Raw genomic sequence first — 19,986 nt, forward strand, 5'->3', positions numbered from 1 at the left:
GAGGCTTGCTCGCGATGAGGCCCTTACGGATTCACTCGCGCTGAGGCGTTGTCCATCACGTCGTGATAATGAGCATAGGCGTCGCTGCGGGCCACGTCGGCCGGGCGGTTGTGCTGAGTATTGAGGGCTTAAGCCAAACCGCCGTTGGTGCGCAGGATTTGCCCGTTGACCCAAGCGGCAGCGGGGCTTATCAGGAAGGAGATGACGTTGGCGATGTCTTCCGGCTGACCGAGGCGTTCCAGTGGCGGCATCTTGGCGAAGGTCTGGATCTGTTCTTCGCTTTTGCCGTGCAGGAACAGTTCAGTGGCAACCGGGCCGGGAGCGACCGCATTGACGGTGATGTTGCGACCACGCAGTTCCTTGGCGAACACCTGCGTGAAGGATTCCACCGCCGCTTTGCTGGCGATGTATACCGCGTAGCCCGGCAGGTTCATGGCCACGGTGCTGCTGGAGAAGTTGACGATCCGCCCGCCGGCGTTCAGGCGGGTCGCGGCTTCGCGCAGGGCGTTGAAGGTGCCGCGGGTATTGATGGCGAAGGTTTGCTCGAACAGTTCGTCGCTGTGCTGGGCCAATGGCAGAACGTTGAGGATTCCGGCGTTGTTCACCAGTACGTCGACCTTGCCCAGTTGCGCTTCGGTCTCATCGAACATCCGGCGCACGTCGGCAGCGTTGGACACGTCGGCCTTGATCGCTATGGCCCGATGGCCGGCCTGGCGCAGTTCCACAACCAGAGCCGAAGCTTCGTTGGCGCTGCTGGCGTAGTTGATGGCAACCGCGAAACCTTCGCAGGCGAGTTGTCTGGCGATCACCGCGCCGATGCCGCGGGAGGCGCCGGTAACGATTGCGACTTTTGAGGTTGGAGTAGTCATGGCGTTGTTTCCTTGAGGTGGTGAAGTTGCTTGCCGGGTGTGAAGCAAGATTCACCTGTTTACCCATGGCGATAAATGCACCAGAGTTGCCTTGACTGTTCAATAATCGCCAACAATCGAGCGCCAGGAGTCCCGCGTGGATCAAGTCAAAGCGATGAAGGTTTTTGTGCGGATCTACGAGCGCAGCAGCTTCACGCTAGCGGCCGATGACCTGAATCTGCCCCGCGCGACGTTGACCCACACCCTCAATCAATTCGAAGCCTGGCTCGGCACCCGGCTGCTGGAACGCAGCACGCGTCGGGTGCGTCCGACCCTGGATGGCGAGGCGTACTACGTGCGTTGCGTGCAATTGCTGGCGGAGCTGGAGGAGGCTGAACAGGCATTTCGGAGCGTGGCACCGAAAGGGCGATTGCGGGTCGATTTGCATGGCACGTTGGCCAAGTACTTCGTGATCCCGGCGTTACCGCAGTTCATGGAGCGCTACCCGCAGATCGAGTTGTCCATCAGCGAAGCGGATCGATTTGTCGACCTGATCGCTGAAGGGGTCGACTGCGTGTTGCGGGCCGGCACCTTGGGGGATTCGTCGCTCATCGGCCGCCGCGTCGCGACCTTGCGCCAGGTGACCTGCGCCAGCCCGGCCTACCTGCGTAAATACGGCGAACCGAAGAGCCTCGACGAGCTGGCGCAGCATCGGGCGGTGAACTACGTCTCGCGCACCACCGACAAACGGTTCCCGTTCGAATTCATGGTCGACGGCGAGCTGAAAGAGGTCGCCATCGAGGGTGCGTTGTCGGTGTTCGGTGCAGAGATCTACGCCGCCTCGGCGGTCGCAGGTCTAGGTCTCATCCAATGCCCGCACTACCGCATGGCGACGCAGATTTCCCAAGGATTGGTGCAGGAAATTCTCCTCGACACTCCACCACCGCCCATGCCGGTGTCGGTGCTCTATCCGCACAACCGCCACATGTCGCCCAGAGTGCGAGTGTTTGTCGATTGGTTGAGCGAGGTGTTTGCCAAGGCTCAGTAACCGTCCGTCTGGGCAGAAGCGGGCGAAGCTCTTGTGGACTAATATTTAACACGGTGTGTATGGTGTGTATTAATTCCGCCCTTTGCTGCATACAGTTCGCCGCAGATGCTGTCGAAAAGGGCGAGGGTGATGCGAAGTCGGGAAATGATTAACGCGATCGAGGAGGATGGGTGGTATCTGGTGGCGGTGAAAGGCAGTCATCATCAGTACAGACATCCGAGCAAGCCGGGTACGGTCACCATCAAGCACCCGGACTCCGATCTTCCGAAAGGTACGATCAACAGCATACTGAAACAGGCCGGACTGAAATGAGGCCGGCAAGCGGGTACGAGAGCCCACATGGGATCGCATTGAAGACAAACCGGTCTCCAACGAAAGCAGATTTAAAGGAAGGGTCCACCAACATGAAATTCCCAGTCGTTCTGCACAAGGATGCCGACTCAGACTATGGAGTGATTGTCCCTGACGTGCCGGGTTGCTTCTCCGCAGGTAGCACGGTGGCGAAGGCATTCGAAAACGTGAAAGAAGCGTTGTCCTTGCATTTCGAAGGATTGGTCGCCGATGGCGATCCACTTCCACAAGTGCACGAGATAGATGATCACCTTGATAACCCCGACTACGCCGGCGGTGTATGGGGTGTGGTTGAGTTTGACGTGACACCTTACTTTGGGAAGTCGGTGCGCTTTAACGCCACGCTTCCTGAGCGGTTACTTGAACGTATCGATCAAACCGTAAAGCGGGATCATCGTTACAGCTCGCGGTCCGGTTTTCTGGCGGCTGCGGCATTGCGAGAGTTGTCGGCTTAAAAACAGTTGATCGTTCCTCGCGCATTTTTGGGGAACGATCAGGCTGTGTGCTGTTTCCATACCGAATACGGTGGTCATACCTTGCCCGCTAAATGGTCGAAACGACCTTCTGAATTCCAAGACACTGTTACCCCAAACAAGTAGAGAGTCCGATGACCTATATCGCTGCTGCTGATCGCTACGACTCCATTCCTTACCGCCGCGTTGGTCGCAGCGGGCTGGTGCTGCCGGCGCTGTCCCTGGGCCTGTGGCACAACTTCGGCGACAGCACGCCGATCGACACCCAGCGCTCCTTGCTGCGCACCGCCTTCGACCTGGGCATCAATCATTTCGACCTGGCCAACAACTACGGACCGCCCTATGGCAGCGCCGAGATCAACTTCGGTCGTTTGCTGCGCGAAGACTTCAAGCACTACCGTGACGAGCTGATTATTTCCAGCAAGGCCGGCTGGGACATGTGGCCGGGCCCGTACGGTCAGGGCGGCGGTTCGCGTAAATACGTGCTGGCCAGCCTCGATCAGAGCCTGCAGCGGTTGGGGGTCGACTATGTGGATATCTTTTATTCGCACCGCTTCGACCCTGACACACCGCTGGAAGAAACCGCCGGCGCATTGGCTACTGCAGTGCAACAGGGCAAGGCGCTGTACATCGGCATCTCGTCGTATTCCGGGGCTAAGACCCGGGAAATCACAGCCTTGCTCAAAGAATGGAAAGTCCCGCTGTTGATCCATCAACCGGCCTACAACCTGCTCAACCGCTGGGTGGAAAAAGATCTGCTGGACACCACCGACGAACTCGGTGCCGGGGTAATCGCCTTCACTCCATTGGCCCAGGGTCTGCTGACTGACAAATACCTCAACGGCGTGCCCAAGGATGCGCGGGTCAATCGTCCGGGCGGCGGTTCGCTGCAAGACTCGCACTTGTCGCAGGCCAACATTGCCCAGGTGCGGGCTCTCAACGAAATCGCCCAACGCCGTGATCAAAGCCTCGCGCAAATGGCGTTGGCCTGGACCCTGCGCGACCCACGCGTGACCTCCGCTCTGATCGGCGCCAGCCGCCCGGAGCAGATCATTGAAAATGTCGGGGCGTTGAAGAACCTGAGCTTTAGTGCGGAGGAACTGGCCGAAATCGACCGGTTTGCCCAGGAAGGCGGGATTAACTTGTGGGAGAAGCCTTCTACAGCTGAGTGATGCTGATTGTTCCCACGCTCTGCGTGGGAATGCCGCCGTGGACGCTCCGGGTCCACAGTGACGCAGAGCGTCACGGGATGTGTTCCCACGCGGGAGCGTGGGAACACTCATTGATCACTTAAACCGGTACATCCCCCAATATCGTCGCCCGGTGCATCACACGCCGTTGCGGGCGATAGTCATCCACTGCGTAATGCTGCGTCACGCGGTTATCCCAGAATGCCACGTCGCTTTCCTGCCAGCGCCAGCGGATGGTGAACTCCGGGCGGGTGGCGTGGGCGAACAGCAACTTGAGGATGGCTTGGCTTTCCGTCGGCTCCAGCTCGTTAATGCGGGTGGTGAAGCCATCGTTGACGAACAGCGACTTGCGCCCGCTGACCGGGTGAGTACGGATTACCGGGTGCGACAGCGGCGGGTTTTTCTGGCGGGCTTCTTCCCAGCGCGCCAGGTCTTCGGCGGTGGTGCCGAAGCGTTCCTGCGGGAAGGATTTGGTGAAGTCGTGGGTAGCGGTCAGACCTTGCAGCAGGGTTTGCATTGGTGCCGACAACGCCTCATACGCCGCGATGCCGCTGGCCCATAAGGTATCGCCACCAAACGCTGGCAACAGCTTGGCGCTGAGGACCGCGCCCAGCGCCGGGGTCGGCAGGAAAGTCACGTCGGTGTGCCAGATTGCGTTGTCTCGCACGTCGGTCACCGCGGTGTCGAGGATCAGCACTTCAGGCTGTTGCGGCACATTCGGATAAATCGGGTGGATATGCAGATCACCGAAGTAGGCGGCGAAATGCGCCTGCTGCTGCGGGGTCAACGGCTGCTCGCGAAAGAACAGGACTTGATGCTTCAACAGAGCCTGCTCGATGGCATCGCGCTGTTCGACGCTCAGTGGCTGAGTGATGTCGACGCCACTGATCTGGGCGCCAAGTGCGGAGCTAATCGGGGTGATGGTCAGGCTCATGATCTTTCTCAAGTTCGGCGCCGAAGTGTCGGCGTGGTCAGTTTTTCAATACCTGTCAATGCGTCTGGCCATGCCACGGCACTAGCTTGCGTTGCAGCGCACGCAGACCCATTTCCATGGCGAAGGCAATCAGAGCGATCACCAGAATCCCCAGCACCACCACATCGGTGACCAGAAACTGCGCAGCCGACTGGACCATAAAGCCCAAGCCACTGGTGGCGGCGATCAATTCGGCGGCAACCAGGGTCGACCAACCGACCCCCAGGCCGATCCGCACACCCGTGAGAATGTCCGGCAAGGCGCTGGGCACAATCACATGGCGAATCAGCTGTGCCCGCGTCGCACCCAACGATTGCGCGGCGCGCAGTCTGGCCGGGTCGACCGTGCGCACACCGGTAGCGGTAGCGATGGCAATCGGGGCGAATATTGCCAGGTAAATCAGCAGGACTTTGGACAGCTCACCAATGCCGCACCAGATGACGATCAGCGGCAGATAGGCCAGCGGTGGAATAGGGCGGTAGAACTCGATCAACGGGTCGAAAATGCCGCGCGCGATACGGTTATGGCCAATGGCAATGCCGACCGGGACTGCCGTCAGCACCGCAAAACCCAGGCCCAGCCCGATACGGCTGAGGCTGGCGCCCAAATGCTGCCACAGCGTCGAATCCATATAGCCGGTGGTCGCCAGTAACCAGCCTTTTTGCAGCACCGACGAAGGTGGCGGCAGGAACAGCGGTTCAATCAGTCCGCTGGCCGTCACGGCCCACCAGATGGCGAGCAGGGTGATCATCGTCAATACGCTGATCCAGCGTGTACTCAGACTGCGACGAACAGGAATCACAACCGATTGGCCGACGGCAGGTTTAGTGGTGGCTGTAGCTGGTAATGGGTAGCTGCTCATGCGCGCTCCTGCCGCTGGACGGCGCTGCGTTGGGAGAACACCCGGGCCAGCACATGTTCGCGGGTTTCGATAAAGCGCGGGTCAGACTTGATTGCCCGGGCCGATTCGCCGGCGGCGTAACGCTGACCAAAGTCCAGGCTCAGACGCTCGACGATTTGCCCGGGGTTGGGTGCCAACAGAATCAAGTCGGTGGCGAGAAACACCGCTTCTTCAATGTCGTGGGTAATCAGGAACACCGGTTTGGCGGTGCGTTTGCAGACTTGCAGCAGCAGTTCCTGCATCTGTTCGCGGGTGAAGGCGTCGAGGGCGCCGAAGGGTTCGTCCATCAGCAACACGCGAGGATTGGCAGCGAGGGCGCGGGCCAGGCCGACACGCTGCTTCTGGCCGCCGGACAGCTGCCAGATGCGGCGATGGTCGAAGCCGGCCAGGTCCACCAGAGCGAGCATTTCCCGCGCACGGACTTCCCGTTGAGGCTTGCAGATGCCCGCCAGTTCCAGTCCGAAGCCGACGTTGGCCAACACGTCCTGCCACGGCAGCAGCGCGTCATCCTGAAACACCACGCCGCGCTCGGCACTCGGGCCTTTGACCGGCACGCCGTCGAGGGTGATGCGCCCGGCACTCGGTTCAACGAAACCGGCAATCAGGTTCAACAGCGATGTCTTGCCACTGCCGGAAGGGCCGAGGGCGACCAGCAGTTGCTGCGGCCCAAGGCTCAGGGAAATATCCGCCAGCACCGGTTCGGCCGCGCCGGGGTACTGTGCGCTGATGCGCTCCAGTTCTAACAAGGCCATCGCCGTGTGCTCCTGATCAGTTGGTAATGAACCTGGCGCTGACGTACGGCGCGTAGTCCGGCAGTACGGCTTCGACCTTGCCTTGTTCCTTGAGGAACGCCGCTGTGTCGGTGATGGCCTTGGTGGTCGGTGCGCCGAGGGTGATCACTTGATCAGCCGCCAGCGGGTAGACGTTGCCTTGCAGCAGCAATGGAATGTCGCTGGCCTTGGCGCCGGAGAGTTTCACCAGTTTGTCGACGTTGCCTTTGTCAGCCAGCCAGGCTTGTGGGTCTTTGCGGTAAGCGGCGTAGGCGTCCAGGGTGACTTTGGCGAACGCGGTGACGATTTCCGGGTGCTTCTCGGCGAAATCTTTGCGCACGATCCAGGCATCGAAGGTCGGCGCACCGAACCTGGCCAGTTCGCCGGAGGTGATCAGCACCTTGCCGTTTTCCTTGGCCACGCCCAGCGCCGGGTCCCAAACGTAGGTGGCGTCGATGTCACCGCGTTTCCACGCGGCTATGATCGCTGGCGGTGCGAGGTTGAGAATCTGCACTTTCGAGGGGTCGATGTTCCAGTGCTTCAACGCTGCCAGCAGGCTGTAGTGGCCGGTGGAAACGAAAGGCACGGCGACTTTCTTGCCGATCAGGTCTTGCGGGGTTTTGATTGCGGAGCCGTCGCGGGCTACCAGAGCTTCGGCGGCGCCGATCTGAGTGGCAATGAGGAAGGTTTCCACCGGAACCTTGCGGGTGATCGCGGCGGTCAGTGGACTGGAACCGAGGTAACCGATTTGCACATCGCCCGAGGCGATGGCGGCGATGATGTCTGCACCGTTGTCGAATTTGCGCCAGTCGATCTTGGCGTGGGTGGCTGTTTCGTAAGTGCCGTCGGCCTGGGCGACTTTCGCCGGGTCAACGGTGGTTTGGTAGGCAACGGTAACGTCAGCCGCCTGGGCAAAGAGGCTCGCTGCGGCCAGGGACGCGGCCGCCAGGAGGCGAAGGGGAAAGTACGTTTTCATTGGCAAGCTCCTTGTCAGGCGGCCGAGAGTCGGCTGACAAAGAGACTAAATGATCTAATAAAGTTAAAATAAATAACTTTTTAGAATTAGCTTATGAGCGGAAAATTCTAAGAATCAAAAGATCGCAGCCATCGGGGACCGGCCCTGGATTGATTTGATCGTTCCCACGCTCCCGCGTGGGAATGCATCCCGTGACGCTCTGCGTCACAGCCGAAGCGGACGCGGAGCGTCCCATGAGGCATTCCCACGCAGAGCGTGGGAACGATCAACCGCGGGAGCGTGGGAACGATCAAACCGGTCCCCGCTGGCTGCAATATTTTTACAGGCGCCGCTTAATTACTGATCGCCAGAATGCTCGCCTGATACGACCCGACAAACACATCGAAATCGCCGACTTCGTTCTGTTCCAGCTCTGTTTGCTGAGCAAGCGACGACCGCGCCAGTTCTTCAAACTTCGCCTGCTCGTCGGCCGCCAGTGGTTCACTACGGAAGTACTCCGCGTGAGCCCGGCTCTGGCGCAGGGAGAACTGGGTAAAGCTCTCTTTATGTTCGTTCATGGCCGCCAGCACCTGAGCGGATGGCGTCAGGGACGGATCCTTGACCTTGGCCAGTTGCGCTTCCAGCGCGTTGCTATGGGCATCGCCGCCGTGGCATTGATCGAGCAGCGCGGCCAATGGTGCAATCTTCTCCAGCAACTCGCTGGCCCACTCTTTCAAGTCCACCGGTTGGCCCTTGCGCTGCAGTTGCAGGCCCGGACGGCGACCTTCCTTGACCACGGTGAGGAAGTTCGAGGTGCAGTTGCCGCATTCGATGTTTTCAAGCAGCGGGCTTTCATTCAGCGCGCAATACAGCAGGAAAGCGTCGAGGAAACGCGACTCTTGCAGATCGATGCCCATCGGCAGGAACGGGTTGATGTCCAGGCAACGCGCTTCGACGTACTGAATGCCGCGGGCCACCAGCGCCTGGATCGGCCGTTCGCCGGTGTAGGTCACGCGTTTTGGGCGGATGTTGGAGTAGTACTCGTTTTCGATCTGCAGGATGTTGGTGTTGAGCTGAACCCACTCACCGTCCTGATGGGTGCCGATTTCGACGTACGGTGCATAGGGTGTCGCGACCGCTTTGCGCAGGCTGTTGGTGTAGCTGTCCAGATCGTTGTAGCACGGCGTCAGACCTGCCTGAGCGTTGCTCTGGTAACCCAGATCGCTCATGCGCAGGCTGGTGGCGTACGGCAGGTACAGCGTGTCGGGATCCAGTTGCTCCAGCTGATGGGCGCGACCGCGCAGGAAGCCTGCATCCAGAGCGGGCGACGCGCCGAACAAGTACATCAGCAGCCAGCTGTAGCGGCGGAAGTTACGAATAAGTGCGATATAGGCCGCCGACTGATAGTCGCGCTCGGTGCCGACATAACCCTCGGCTTGCTTGAGCAGCGGCCAGAGTTTCTCCGGCAGCGAAAAATTGTAGTGAATCCCGGCAATGCATTGCATGGTCTTGCCGTAACGCAGGGCCAGGCCCTTGCGGTATACGTATTTGAGCTTACCGATGTTGGAGGTGCCGTAGTAAGCGATCGGGATATCTTCCTCGGCCGGCAACGGGCACGGCATCGATGGACTCCACAGGTACTCGTTGCCGAGTTTGCTGTAGGCAAAACGGTGGATCTTGTCGAGGCTGCTCAGCATCTCCGCCGGGTCAGGCAGGGCCGGAGTGATGAACTCCAGCAGCGACTCGGAGTAGTCGGTGGTGATTTGCTCGTTGGTCAGTGCAGATCCCAGTTCTTCGGGATGCGGCGTCTGCGCCAGACGGCCAACACCTGTAACGCGCAGGCATTCGCGCTCGATGCCATGCAGGCACTGCTCGAGCAGAGAGAGGTTAGCGCGCTCGCCAAGCAGAGCCAGGCGGCGGTTGAGAAGTTCGCTCAAGTTGGATTCCTTCACGCGTCAGTCGCCCCAATATGGGGGTGGGCAAGACGGTCTACAAGGGTGAAGTGAAAACTGGCGTAGTCGCCTGGTTTTGTAGGAGCGAGCTTGCTCGCGAAGGACGTGAGGACGCCGTGTTCATCCAGGCTGCCCTCGTCATCGTTAACCCCTATCGCGAGCAAGCTCGCTCCTACAGGATTCGCAGCGCCGAAATTAACTCAAATTGATGGCAGGGAGCTATAGGACAGCGAACGTGCCTTGTGCTTTTGCGACGAGTTTATCGCCTTGCATCACATCCGCTTCGACCACCAGCGTGCGCCGGCCAGGGTGGATCACCTTGGCTACGCACACCACGTCACCGTCAGAGACGGCACGCATGTAGTTGATCTTGCACTCGATGGTCACGCTCTGCTGGTCGAAACCATGGGCGCTGGAACAGGCCAGCCCCATGGCGATATCCACCAGACTGAACAACGCCCCGCCGTGCAGCTTGCCACCGCGATTACGCAGCGGCGGTGTCAGCGTCAGGGCAACTTCGGCTATGCCGACGTCCAGGCGCTGCAAGCGGCAGCCGATCAACTCGCTGAAGGCGCTCTGAGTGAGGCCAGCGGGGATTTCCATCAGCGTTTCTTCAACTGCTTGGCGTTGGCGAAGAGTGAAGCCATGGCGTTGTTGCCCGGAGCTGGCGCCTGGGTTTCTTTACGCGGTGCAGTGTTTTGCGACTGGCGTGGAGCCGAGCCAGGGCGGGCGCCACGAGCACCGTCGATCTTCTCGCCCGGAGTGTCGCTCATGCGCATCGACAGGCCGACGCGTTTACGCGGGATGTCGACTTCCATGACCTTCACCTTGACCACATCACCGGCCTTCACCGCTTCGCGCGGATCCTTGATGAATTTCTCCGACAAGGCGGAAATGTGCACCAAGCCGTCCTGATGTACGCCGATATCGACGAAAGCACCGAAGTTGGTCACGTTGGTGACCACGCCCTCGAGAATCATTCCCAGTTCCAGGTCCTTGAGGTCTTCGACGCCGTCCTGGAACTCGGCAGTCTTGAACCCGGGGCGCGGGTCGCGACCAGGCTTTTCAAGCTCTTGAAGAATGTCGGTCACTGTCGGCAGACCGAAGGTTTCGTCGGTGTACTTCTTTGGATCCAGGCGCTTGAGGAAGCTCGAATCGCCGATCAGCGAGCGAATATCGCGGTCGGTTTCAGCCGCGATGCGCTGTACCAGCGGATAGGCTTCCGGGTGAACGGCAGACGAATCCAGCGGGTTGTCGCCATTCATTACCCGCAGGAAACCGGCGGCCTGTTCGAAGGTTTTCTCACCCAGACGCGCGACTTTCTTCAGCGCGGCGCGGGTCTTGAACGCACCGTTTTCGTCACGGTGAGTCACGATATTCTGCGCCAGCGTCGCATTGAGGCCGGAAATCCGTGCCAGCAGCGCCACCGAGGCGGTGTTCACGTCGACGCCGACGGCGTTCACGCAGTCCTCGACGACTGCATCCAGGCCGCGAGCCAGTTTGAGCTGCGATACGTCGTGCTGGTACTGGCCGACACCGATGGATTTCGGATCGATTTTCACCAGCTCGGCCAATGGATCCTGCAGGCGACGGGCAATCGACACTGCGCCACGGATCGACACGTCCAGGTCCGGGAACTCCTTCGATGCCAGTTCCGACGCCGAATACACCGAAGCGCCGGCCTCGGAGACCATGACCTTGGTCATTTTCATGGCTGGGTATTTTTTGATCAGCTCAGCGGCCAACTTGTCGGTTTCGCGGCTGGCGGTGCCGTTACCGATGGCAATCAGGTCCACCGAGTGCTTGGCACACAAGGCGGCCAGCACGGCGATGGTCTGGTCCCACTGGTTTTTGGGTACGTGCGGGTAAACGGTGGCGTAGTCCAGCAGCTTGCCGGTGGCATCGACTACCGCAACTTTGCAGCCGGTGCGCAGGCCCGGGTCAAGGCCCAGGGTCGCGCGCGGGCCGGCCGGTGCGGCCAGCAGCAAGTCGTGCAGGTTGTGGGCGAATACGTTGATCGCTTCGGTTTCCGCGCCATCGCGCAGTTCGCCCAGCAAGTCGGTTTCCAGGTGGGTATAGAGCTTGACCTTCCAGGTCCAGCGCACCACTTCACCCAGCCATTTGTCCGCCGCACGGTTCTGATTCTGAATGCCAAAGCGTTCGCCAATCATCCCTTCGCACGGATGCATGCTGCCCGGCAGCTCTTCGCCGACTTTCAGTGCAGAGCTGAGAATACCCTCGTTGCGGCCACGGAAAATCGCCAGCGCGCGGTGCGACGGCATGCTTTTCAGTGGTTCGTCGTGTTCGAAATAGTCGCGGAACTTGGCGCCTTCCTCTTCCTTGCCGGCGATCACTCGGGCACTGAGGGTGGCTTCCTGCTTGAGGTAGCTGCGCAGCTTGTCCAGCAGGCTGGCGTCTTCGGCGAAGCGCTCCATGAGGATGTACTTGGCGCCTTCGAGGGCCGTCTTTACATCGGCAACGCCCTTTTGGGCATCAACGAAGCGCGCGGCTTCGGTGTCCGGGCTCAGGGTCGGGTCGTTGAACAGACCGTCAGCCAGCTCGCCGAGGCCGGCTTCCAGGGCGATCTGGCCCTTGGTGCGGCGCTTTTGTTTGTACGGCAGGTACAAATCTTCGAGGCGGGTCTTGGTGTCGGCGAGTTTGATGTCGCGGGCCAATTCCGGGGTCAGCTTGCCTTGCTCTTCGATACTGGCAAGGATGCTGATGCGCCGTTCGTCGAGTTCTCGCAGGTAGCGCAGGCGCTCTTCCAGGTGTCGCAATTGCGTGTCATCGAGGCTGCCGGTCACTTCTTTCCGGTAACGGGCGATGAAGGGCACTGTGGAGCCTTCATCCAGTAGAGCGACGGCCGCTTCGACCTGTTGCGGGCGTACACCGAGTTCCTCGGCGATGCGGCTGTTGATGCTGTCCATAAAACCACCTGACAAATTGTGAAAGCAGGCTCGCAGGCGCTGTTTAGAAGGCTTGGCGAGTCTGGTTGAGCGGCCTGGCCGGCGCCGCTACCTGGATCAAAAGGCAGCCTGTTGACCCGTGGAATCGAAAAATTACTGCGCGGCGATGGAAAATAAATAGCTGCCATTCACAGTAACGATCAGACGTTGCCCTACACAAAAGGCGGCGCATTATAACCAGCGTTCTGTCCTTCGGGGGCATCGCGCAATGTAGGCACAATGGCTGGTTTGCTGGCGGTCGAGGAAAAATCTGCTAACAATGCACACGGTGCGTATAACGGCGGCTACGCCATAATGCGCGCCGAGATCAAAGGAGCATCCAATGAGCAGCACTGCACAAACTGCTGAAGGCGAAAAAATTCTCATCGTTGACGACGACCCGGGACTGAGCAGCCTGCTGGAACGTTTTTTCGTCAGCAAGGGCTATCGTGCCCGCGCGGTGCCGAACACCGAACAAATGGATCGCCTGCTGGGTCGTGAGGTCTTCAACCTGGTGGTGCTCGACCTGATGATGCCTGGTGAAGACGGCCTGAGCGCCCTCAAGCGCCTGCGCACGGCGAAGAATCAAATACCGATCATCATGCTCACCGCCAAGGGCGACGAGCTGAGCCGCATCAACGGCCTCGAACTGGGCGCCGATGATTACCTGGCCAAACCGTTCAACCCGGACGAGTTGATGGCCCGCGTCAAAGCGGTCCTGCGTCGTCAGTCGGCACCGGTGCCTGGCGCACCGGGCAGCGAAGACGAAAGCGTGACCTTCGGCGACTACGAACTGTCCCTGGCCACCCGCGAACTCAAGCGAGGCGAGGAAGTGCACATGCTCACCACCGGTGAATTCGCTGTGCTCAAGGCGCTGGTGATGAACGCTCGTCAGCCGCTGACCCGCGACAAACTGATGAACCTGGCCCGTGGCCGTGAATGGGATGCCCTGGAGCGTTCCATCGACGTGCAAATCTCCCGCCTGCGCCGGATGATTGAGCCCGACCCGTCCAAACCGCGTTATATCCAGACAGTCTGGGGCGTGGGTTATGTGTTCGTACCGGACGGTACCGCAACCAAGTGATCAGTGATTTGTAGGAGCGGGTTTCTCGGGCGCGTTGTCATATGATTGCGAGCCGGGCGGCTCGCAATCCGCAATTCTGCGAGTGCGCTCGCTCCTGCAAAGTGTGTCTGCTGTCTATGAAAACCCCCGTGTGGTTCCCCCAAAGTTTCTTCTCTCGCACCCTCTGGCTGGTGCTGATCGTCGTGCTGTTCTCCAAGGCGCTGACCCTGGTTTATCTATTGATGAACGAGGACGTGCTGGTGGACCGCCAGTACAGCCACGGCGTGGCCCTGACCTTGCGGGCCTATTGGGCTGCAGACGAATCCAATCGCGACACCATTGCCAAGGCGGCCGGGTTGATCAAAGTGGTCGGTAGCGGCGTGCCCGAAGGCGAGCAGCACTGGCCGTACAGCGAGATCTACCAACGACAGATGCAGGCCGAACTGGGCTCAGACACCGAAGTGCGCTTGCGCATGCACGCCCCGCCGGCCCTTTGGGTGCGTGCGCCGAGCCTGGGTGATGGCTGGCTGAAAGTGCCGCTGTATCCACACCCGTTGCGTGGTCAGAAAATCTGGAGCGTGCTTGGCTGGTTCCTGGCAATCGGTTTGTTATCCACAGCCTCGGCCTGGATTTTCGTCAGTCAGCTCAACCAACCCCTCAAGCGTCTTGTGTATGCCGCCCGCCAATTAGGTCAGGGGCGTAGCGTGCGTCTGCCAATCAGCGATACCCCGAGCGAAATGGCCGAGGTGTATCGCGCCTTCAACCAGATGGCCGAGGATGTCGAACAGGCCGGACGTGAGCGCGAGTTGATGCTCGCCGGCGTGTCTCATGACCTGCGCACGCCGTTGACCCGTCTGCGACTATCCCTGGAGCTGATGGGCGACCACAGCGACCTGAGTGACGACATGGTGCGCGACATTGAAGACATGGACGCGATTCTCGATCAGTTCCTGGCGTTCATTCGCGACGGTCGTGATGAGACGGTCGAAGAAGTCGACCTCAGTGATCTGGTGCGTGAAGTCGCGGCGCCTTACAACCAGAACGATGAGCGGGTTCGCCTGCGCCTGGAGCCCATCCAGCCGTTCCCGTTGCGCCGGGTTTCGATGAAGCGTCTGTTGAACAACCTGATCGGCAACGCTTTGAATCACGCTGGCACTGAGGTTGAAGTGGCCGCCTATGTATCAGGCGACACCAACGCACCTTATGTGGTGTTGAGCGTAATGGACCGTGGGGCAGGGATCGATCAGTCAGAGCTGGAGGCTATCTTCAACCCCTTCACCCGTGGTGACCGCGCCCGTGGCGGCAAAGGCACCGGGCTTGGTCTGGCAATCGTCAAGCGGATCGCCTCCATGCACGGCGGCAATGTGGAACTGCGCAACCGTACAGACGGCGGGCTGGAAGCGCGAGTGCGCTTGCCGTTGGGGCTGATGTTGCCCAGGGATGCGGTGTAAGGGCCTGACAGTAGATCGTTCCCACGCGCAGCAAAGGAACGCATCCCGTGCCGCTGCACGTCACAGCGGAGCCGGACGCGGAGCGTCCAAGGCGGCATTCCCACGCAGAGCGTGGGAACGATCAAACGATCTACCTTCAGCCTTAGCCTTAGCCTTAGCCTTAGCCTTTTCCTTTAGTCCGCGTCATGTTCGGCCCGCCATTCTTCTCCAGATGCTGAATGATGATCCCTGCCACGTCCTTGCTCGTGGTGGTTTCAATCCCTTCCAGCCCCGGTGAGGAATTAACCTCCATCACCAACGGCCCGTGGTTGGAGCGCAGGATATCCACACCCGCGACACTCAGGCCCATGACCTTGGCTGCGCGCAGCGCGGTCATGCGTTCCTCGGGAGTGATCTTGATCAGGCTGGCGCTGCCGCCACGGTGCAGGTTGGAGCGGAACTCGCCGGGCTTGGCCTGACGCTTCATCGCGGCGATCACCTTGTCGCCCACCACGAAACAGCGGATATCCGCACCGCCGGCCTCCTTGATGTACTCCTGTACCATGATGTTCTGCTTGAGGCCCATGAACGCCTCAATCACCGACTCTGCTGCCGTGGCCGTTTCACACATCACCACGCCGATGCCCTGAGTGCCTTCCAGCACCTTGATCACCAACGGCGCGCCATTGACCATCTCGATCAGGTCGGGGATATCGTCCGGCGAGTGGGCAAAGCCGGTGACCGGCAAGCCGATACCGCGACGCGAGAGCAATTGCAGCGAGCGCAGCTTGTCCCGCGAGCGGGCAATGGCCACCGATTCGTTGAGCGGGAATACACCCATCATTTCAAACTGGCGCAATACCGCGCAGCCATAAAAGGTTACCGAAGCGCCGATCCGCGGGATCACCGCATCGAAGCCTTCCAGCGGCTTGCCGCGATAGTGAATCTGCGGCTTATGACTGGCAATGTTCATATAGGCGCGCAGGGTATCGATCACCACCATTTCATGGCCACGCTCGGTGCCGGCCTCGACCAGACGACGAGTGGAATACAGACGCGGGTTACGCGACAGCACAGCGATCTTCATGCAACACCTGTGGCAGAGGTAGTGGACGCCGGAAATGCCGGCTTGTCTTGAACGTATTTAATCCCCGGATTGACCACTAACTGGCCATCGATCAGGGCTTTGGAACCGAGTAACAAGCGATAACGCATGGCTTTGCGGCAGGCCAGGGTGAATTCCACCCGCCAGACCCGATCGCCCAGTGCCAGGGTCGTGCTGATCACGTAACGCACCTGCGCCTGGCCGTTGGAGCTTTTAATGGTTTTTATCGCTACCAGCGGTGCTTCGCAATGACGATGGCGCAGCTGCACCACGGTGCCCAGGTGGGCGTTGAAGCGCACCCACTTTTCCCCGTCGCGCTCGAATGGCTCGATCTCGGTGGCATGCAGGCTGGAGGTGCTGGCTCCGGTGTCGATCTTCGCCCGCAGGCCTGCCACTCCCAAATCTGGAAGCGCCACCCACTCGCGTAGACCGATAACGGTCAAATGGTCAAAAGTCTTCAAATGTGCTCAACCGGTGAGAAACCTGCTCGCGCCGCAAGCGGCCGAATTCGCGGTATTCACGCAGAATAATGGGTAAAAGGCGACAGATATCTACGGCCCGGATTTCCAGTCCTCGAACGAGGCGCTGGAGAGGCGCGCATTCTAAACTGAGCCGGTGTAATTCATGGCACAACAGAAACGGTAGTACAGTTCAGAAATATTTCAGGATGAGGAAATCCCATGGCACAAAAGACCGAAGAGGACGACAAAGTCCGTCTGGATAAGTGGTTGTGGGCTGCGCGCTTTTACAAAACCCGCGCGCTGGCCAAAGCGGCGATTGAAAGTGGCAAAGTGCACTGCCGGGGCGAACGCTGCAAACCGGGCAAAGAGCCGAGAGTCGGCGATGAGTTTCAGATCCGCACCGGTTTCGAGGAGCGCACCGTGACGGTCCTGGCGCTATCGATCGTGCGCCGTGGCGCACCGCAAGCCCAGACGTTGTACGCCGAAACCGAAGCCAGCATCGCCAAACGCGAGAACGCCGCCGCAATGCGCAAGGCCGGCGCCCTGGGCGTCAGCACCGATGGCAAACCGACCAAAAAACAGCGGCGTGATCTGTTCAAGTTTCATGGTGGGAGTAGTGGGGAGTAAGCTTGCCCGGAAAGCCCGAAGCCCGGAACCAAAAACACAGCAGCGCCAGAGGTAGTAAATTACACGGAACCAACCTGCCGATGTTCTACCTTGCTTGGAACAATCCCGGATTGTTCATAAAATGCGTTCCATGGCCGAACATTCGCGCACCAAAATGGCGCAAAAACGCAAGTTTCGATCCTTGTAACCATTTTTGTTTTCACTTTAGATACCCAAACCTATGACCGATCTACCGGATAACGACTACACCCAACGCTTCATCTTCGATGAAAGCGACGCCCGCGGCGAGATGGTTGCGTTGGAGCGTAGCTACGCCGAAGTCCTTGCCAAACACCCTTATCCCGAGCCAGTCGCGCAACTGCTCGGCGAGCTGATGGCCGCGGCGGCGTTGCTGGTCGGCACCTTGAAGTTCGATGGCTTGCTGATCCTCCAGGCCCGTTCCGAAGGCCCGGTGCCCTTGCTGATGATCGAGTGTTCCAGCGAGCGCGAAATCCGTGGCCTGGCGCGTTATGACGCAGACAAGATCGCTCCTGATGCGACCCTGGCCGACCTGATGCCCAACGGCGTGCTGGCGCTCACCGTCGACCCGCGTCAGGGGCAGCGTTACCAGGGCATCGTCGACCTCGACGGCGAGACCCTGTCGGAATGCTTCACGAATTATTTCGTCATGTCCCAGCAAGTCGGCACACGCTTCTGGCTCAACGCCGACGGCCGTCGCGCCCGTGGTCTGCTGCTGCAGCAGCTGCCGGCCGATCGCATCAAGGATGACGAGGAACGCGCCTCCAGCTGGCAGCACATCACTACCCTGGCCAGCACCCTGACCGCTGACGAACTGCTTGGCCTGGACAATGAAACCGTACTGCATCGCCTCTACCATGATGAAGCGGTACGTATGTTCGACGTGCAGACATTGCGCTTCAGCTGCAGCTGCTCGCGCGATCGATCGGGTAACGCGCTGGTGAGTCTGGGTCAAGAAGACGCGCAACAACTGGTTATCGAAAGCGGTGGCAGCGTCGAGATCGACTGTCAGTTCTGCAACGAGCGCTACCTGTTCGATGCTGCCGATGTTGCTCAATTATTCGCTGGAGCGGGTGTCAACACACCGTCAGATACTCGCCACTAAAACGGTTCAGCGCAGGTAAATTACCTGTCAAACGCCAGATTTACGCCGCCCTGACAGGAGGGCCCTACTTTTTTTGGGCATTTCTGGCATAATCCGGCCCACTTTTTTCGCGGTAGTAGTGCACAACTTTCTACTACAAAACGTTTGGAGCACTCGGCCACTGGCCGACGGGGAACCTCATGACGCAAGCCAATAACGCCGTGTACACCGATCTGAGTGTTGATGATCTGGTTAAAGAAGCCCTGAACCGCGGTGAAGGCGAGCTGTCCGATACCGGCGCTCTGGTTGTACGCACCGGTCACCGCACCGGCCGTTCGCCAGTCGACCGTTTCATCGTGGAAGAGCCTTCCACCCAAGGCGCCATCGCCTGGGGCCCGATCAACCGCAAGTTCCCGGCCGACAAGTTCGATGCCCTGTGGAACCGCGTTGAAGCCTACCTGGGCGAGCGCGAGCGTTTTGTTTCCCACGTCCACGTAGGTTCTGACCCTGCGCATTACCTCGCGGTCAAAATGACCACCGAGACTGCCTGGCACAACCTGTTCGGCCGTTGCCTGTTCATCAACCCTGAACAGTACAACCCAGCTGAAAAAGTCGAGTGGCAGATCCTCAACGCCCCAGCGTTCGTTTGCGAACCTGAGCGTGACGGCACCAACTCCGATGGCACCGTAATCATCAACTTCGCGGCCAAAAAAGTTCTGATCGCGGGCATGCGTTACGCCGGCGAAATGAAAAAAGCCCTGTTCTCGGTACAAAACTTCCTGCTGCCAGCAGCCGACGTTCTGCCGATGCACTGCGCGGCCAACATGGGCGAAGAGGGCGACGTAACGCTGTTCTTCGGCCTGTCCGGCACCGGTAAAACCACCCTGTCCGCTGACGAAAGCCGCTACCTGATCGGCGACGACGAACACGGCTGGGGCGTTGGCGTGGTGTTCAACATCGAAGGCGGTTGCTATGCCAAGTGCATCGACCTCTCCGAGAAGAACGAGCCGGTCATCTGGAAAGCCATCCAGCACGGTGCCGTACTGGAAAACGTCGTACTCGACCCGGTCACCAAGAAAGCCGACTACGCCGATGACAGCCTGACCCAGAACAGCCGCGCCGCTTACCCGCGCGAACTGATCGAAAAACGCGCCCCGAAAAACCTCGGCGGCGAGCCAAACGCTGTGATCTTTCTGACTTGCGACCTGACCGGCGTACTGCCGCCAGTCTCGATCCTCAGCGAAGAACAAGCGGCCTACCACTTCCTGTCCGGCTACACCGCTTTGGTGGGCTCGACCGAAATGGGTTCCGGCAGCGGCATCAAATCGACCTTCTCCACCTGCTTCGGCGCCCCGTTCTTCCCGCGTCCGGCTGGCGAATACGCTGAACTGCTGATCAAACGCATCCGCGGCTTCGGCTCCAAGGTCTACCTGGTCAACACCGGCTGGACCGGCGGTGGCTACGGCGTCGGCAAACGCTTCAACATCCCGACCACCCGTGGCGTCATCGCAGCCATCCAGAGCGGCGCGTTGATCGGTGCAGAAACCGAACACCTGGACACCATCAACCTCGACGTGCCGCTGGCCGTACCGGGCGTTGAAACCGGCCTGTTGAACCCACGCAACACCTGGGCTGACAAAGCTGCTTACGACGAAGCCGCCAAAGCACTGGCGGGTCTGTTCATTGAGAACTTCAAGAAGTTTGACGTGAGCGATGCGATCAAGGCTGCTGGCCCGAAGCTGTAACAATCGGGTAGTGGTTTGAGGTAAAGAAAAGCCGCCTGCGAGGGCGG

19 protein-coding genes are annotated in these 19,986 nt (G+C 59.8%); 9 read left to right on the forward strand and 10 right to left on the reverse strand.

The features are described 5' to 3' along the window. Nucleotides 1-128: 128 nt before the first annotated feature. A complete protein-coding gene (locus AC07O1_RS00285; protein WP_495087580.1) occupies nt 129-869 on the reverse strand; it encodes an SDR family oxidoreductase in 741 nt (246 codons plus the stop codon). Between the two features lie 136 nt (nt 870-1,005). Between AC07O1_RS00285 and AC07O1_RS00290 the strand changes: the two genes are divergently transcribed. The 4 genes from AC07O1_RS00290 to mgrA all read left to right on the forward strand — a co-directional run bounded on the left by AC07O1_RS00290 (nt 1,006) and on the right by mgrA (nt 3,892). Next, nucleotides 1,006-1,896 (forward strand): LysR family transcriptional regulator, encoded by an 891-nt coding sequence (locus tag AC07O1_RS00290; protein WP_495087581.1) that lies wholly within the window; start codon nt 1,006-1,008, stop codon nt 1,894-1,896. Nucleotides 1,897-2,025: 129 nt separating this feature from the next. Continuing rightward, entirely contained in the window at nt 2,026-2,208 is a 183-nt protein-coding gene (locus AC07O1_RS00295) for a type II toxin-antitoxin system HicA family toxin (protein ID WP_495087582.1), read from the forward strand. A 92-nt stretch (nt 2,209-2,300) separates the two neighbouring features. Beyond that, nucleotides 2,301-2,702 (forward strand): type II toxin-antitoxin system HicB family antitoxin, encoded by a 402-nt coding sequence (locus AC07O1_RS00300; protein ID WP_495010978.1) that lies wholly within the window; start codon nt 2,301-2,303, stop codon nt 2,700-2,702. 152 nt (nt 2,703-2,854) lie between these two features. Next, a complete protein-coding gene (gene mgrA / locus AC07O1_RS00305) occupies nt 2,855-3,892 on the forward strand; it encodes an L-glyceraldehyde 3-phosphate reductase (RefSeq protein WP_495087583.1) in 1,038 nt (345 codons plus the stop codon). 118 nt (nt 3,893-4,010) lie between these two features. Here mgrA and tauD read toward each other — a convergent pair whose 3' ends face one another. From tauD to AC07O1_RS00340, 7 genes are all read right to left on the reverse strand, one after another. Continuing rightward, nucleotides 4,011-4,844, reverse strand: a complete 834-nt coding sequence (tauD, locus tag AC07O1_RS00310; protein WP_495087584.1) for a taurine dioxygenase — start codon at nt 4,842-4,844, stop codon at nt 4,011-4,013. 55 nt (nt 4,845-4,899) lie between these two features. After that, complete coding sequence (gene tauC, locus AC07O1_RS00315) at nt 4,900-5,745, reverse strand: taurine ABC transporter permease TauC (protein ID WP_494994429.1); 846 nt, start codon at nt 5,743-5,745, stop codon at nt 4,900-4,902. Continuing rightward, the gene (gene tauB / locus AC07O1_RS00320) at nt 5,742-6,536 is read right to left on the reverse strand and encodes a taurine ABC transporter ATP-binding subunit (protein WP_495087585.1); all 795 of its coding nucleotides are present in this window, start codon (nt 6,534-6,536) and stop codon (nt 5,742-5,744) included. The genes tauC and tauB overlap by 4 nt, the downstream gene beginning before the upstream one ends. 16 nt (nt 6,537-6,552) lie before the next feature. Beyond that, complete coding sequence (gene tauA / locus AC07O1_RS00325; RefSeq protein ID WP_494994427.1) at nt 6,553-7,530, reverse strand: taurine ABC transporter substrate-binding protein; 978 nt, start codon at nt 7,528-7,530, stop codon at nt 6,553-6,555. A gap of 332 nt (nt 7,531-7,862) precedes the next feature. After that, a complete protein-coding gene (gene gshA, locus AC07O1_RS00330; RefSeq protein ID WP_495087586.1) occupies nt 7,863-9,446 on the reverse strand; it encodes a glutamate--cysteine ligase in 1,584 nt (527 codons plus the stop codon). 234 nt (nt 9,447-9,680) lie between these two features. Next, nucleotides 9,681-10,064 carry a PaaI family thioesterase gene (locus AC07O1_RS00335; protein ID WP_494994425.1) on the reverse strand — a complete coding sequence of 128 codons (384 nt, stop codon included), beginning with the start codon at nt 10,062-10,064 and terminating at the stop codon, nt 9,681-9,683. Further along, nucleotides 10,064-12,388: a Tex family protein gene (locus tag AC07O1_RS00340; RefSeq protein WP_495087587.1), complete on the reverse strand. Its 2,325-nt coding sequence runs from the start codon at nt 12,386-12,388 to the stop codon at nt 10,064-10,066. Before AC07O1_RS00340 ends, AC07O1_RS00335 begins: the two co-directional genes overlap by 1 nt. A 361-nt stretch (nt 12,389-12,749) precedes the next feature. On the opposite strand from AC07O1_RS00340, the gene ompR reads away from it, so the two are divergent. Together ompR and AC07O1_RS00350 are read left to right on the forward strand one after the other, a co-directional pair. After that, entirely contained in the window at nt 12,750-13,490 is a 741-nt protein-coding gene (ompR, locus tag AC07O1_RS00345; protein WP_494994423.1) for an osmolarity response regulator transcription factor OmpR, read from the forward strand. Nucleotides 13,491-13,606: 116 nt separating this feature from the next. Then, nucleotides 13,607-14,920, forward strand: coding sequence for an ATP-binding protein (locus AC07O1_RS00350; RefSeq protein ID WP_494994422.1), 1,314 nt, complete (start codon nt 13,607-13,609; stop codon nt 14,918-14,920). Between the two features lie 160 nt (nt 14,921-15,080). On the opposite strand, the gene rimK is transcribed toward AC07O1_RS00350, so the two are convergent. Together rimK and rimB are read right to left on the reverse strand one after the other, a co-directional pair. Further along, on the reverse strand, nt 15,081-15,986 hold the full coding sequence (gene rimK, locus AC07O1_RS00355; protein ID WP_494994421.1) for a 30S ribosomal protein S6--L-glutamate ligase: 906 nt from the start codon (nt 15,984-15,986) through the stop codon (nt 15,081-15,083). Further along, nucleotides 15,983-16,465 (reverse strand): retropepsin-like aspartic endopeptidase RimB, encoded by a 483-nt coding sequence (gene rimB, locus AC07O1_RS00360; protein WP_494994420.1) that lies wholly within the window; start codon nt 16,463-16,465, stop codon nt 15,983-15,985. Before rimB ends, rimK begins: the two co-directional genes overlap by 4 nt. A 219-nt stretch (nt 16,466-16,684) precedes the next feature. On the opposite strand from rimB, the gene AC07O1_RS00365 reads away from it, so the two are divergent. From AC07O1_RS00365 to AC07O1_RS00375, 3 genes are all read left to right on the forward strand, one after another. Further along, the gene (locus AC07O1_RS00365; protein WP_495010985.1) at nt 16,685-17,092 is read left to right on the forward strand and encodes an RNA-binding S4 domain-containing protein; all 408 of its coding nucleotides are present in this window, start codon (nt 16,685-16,687) and stop codon (nt 17,090-17,092) included. 220 nt (nt 17,093-17,312) lie between these two features. Beyond that, nucleotides 17,313-18,215, forward strand: a complete 903-nt coding sequence (gene hslO, locus AC07O1_RS00370) for an Hsp33 family molecular chaperone HslO (protein ID WP_495010986.1) — start codon at nt 17,313-17,315, stop codon at nt 18,213-18,215. 179 nt (nt 18,216-18,394) lie between these two features. Continuing rightward, entirely contained in the window at nt 18,395-19,939 is a 1,545-nt protein-coding gene (locus AC07O1_RS00375) for a phosphoenolpyruvate carboxykinase (RefSeq protein WP_495010987.1), read from the forward strand. The last annotated feature ends 47 nt before the right edge of the window (nt 19,940-19,986 follow it).

It is taken from the genome of Pseudomonas sp. GW821-FHT07G10, assembly GCF_059418545.1.

Coding starts and splice junctions, on each gene's coding strand:
- rimK (WP_494994421.1), bottom strand. CDS start 15,986: ATGAAGATCGCTGTGCTGTCGCGTAACCCGCGTCTGTATTCCACTCGT.
- tauA (WP_494994427.1), bottom strand. CDS start 7,530: ATGAAAACGTACTTTCCCCTTCGCCTCCTGGCGGCCGCGTCCCTGGCC.
- hslO (WP_495010986.1), top strand. CDS start 17,313: ATGACCGATCTACCGGATAACGACTACACCCAACGCTTCATCTTCGAT.
- ompR (WP_494994423.1), top strand. CDS start 12,750: ATGAGCAGCACTGCACAAACTGCTGAAGGCGAAAAAATTCTCATCGTT.
- tauC (WP_494994429.1), bottom strand. CDS start 5,745: ATGAGCAGCTACCCATTACCAGCTACAGCCACCACTAAACCTGCCGTC.
- AC07O1_RS00285 (WP_495087580.1), bottom strand. CDS start 869: ATGACTACTCCAACCTCAAAAGTCGCAATCGTTACCGGCGCCTCCCGC.
- AC07O1_RS00350 (WP_494994422.1), top strand. CDS start 13,607: ATGAAAACCCCCGTGTGGTTCCCCCAAAGTTTCTTCTCTCGCACCCTC.
- mgrA (WP_495087583.1), top strand. CDS start 2,855: ATGACCTATATCGCTGCTGCTGATCGCTACGACTCCATTCCTTACCGC.
- AC07O1_RS00300 (WP_495010978.1), top strand. CDS start 2,301: ATGAAATTCCCAGTCGTTCTGCACAAGGATGCCGACTCAGACTATGGA.
- AC07O1_RS00375 (WP_495010987.1), top strand. CDS start 18,395: ATGACGCAAGCCAATAACGCCGTGTACACCGATCTGAGTGTTGATGAT.
- tauD (WP_495087584.1), bottom strand. CDS start 4,844: ATGAGCCTGACCATCACCCCGATTAGCTCCGCACTTGGCGCCCAGATC.
- AC07O1_RS00335 (WP_494994425.1), bottom strand. CDS start 10,064: ATGGAAATCCCCGCTGGCCTCACTCAGAGCGCCTTCAGCGAGTTGATC.
- AC07O1_RS00365 (WP_495010985.1), top strand. CDS start 16,685: ATGGCACAAAAGACCGAAGAGGACGACAAAGTCCGTCTGGATAAGTGG.
- AC07O1_RS00340 (WP_495087587.1), bottom strand. CDS start 12,388: ATGGACAGCATCAACAGCCGCATCGCCGAGGAACTCGGTGTACGCCCG.
- tauB (WP_495087585.1), bottom strand. CDS start 6,536: ATGGCCTTGTTAGAACTGGAGCGCATCAGCGCACAGTACCCCGGCGCG.
- AC07O1_RS00295 (WP_495087582.1), top strand. CDS start 2,026: ATGCGAAGTCGGGAAATGATTAACGCGATCGAGGAGGATGGGTGGTAT.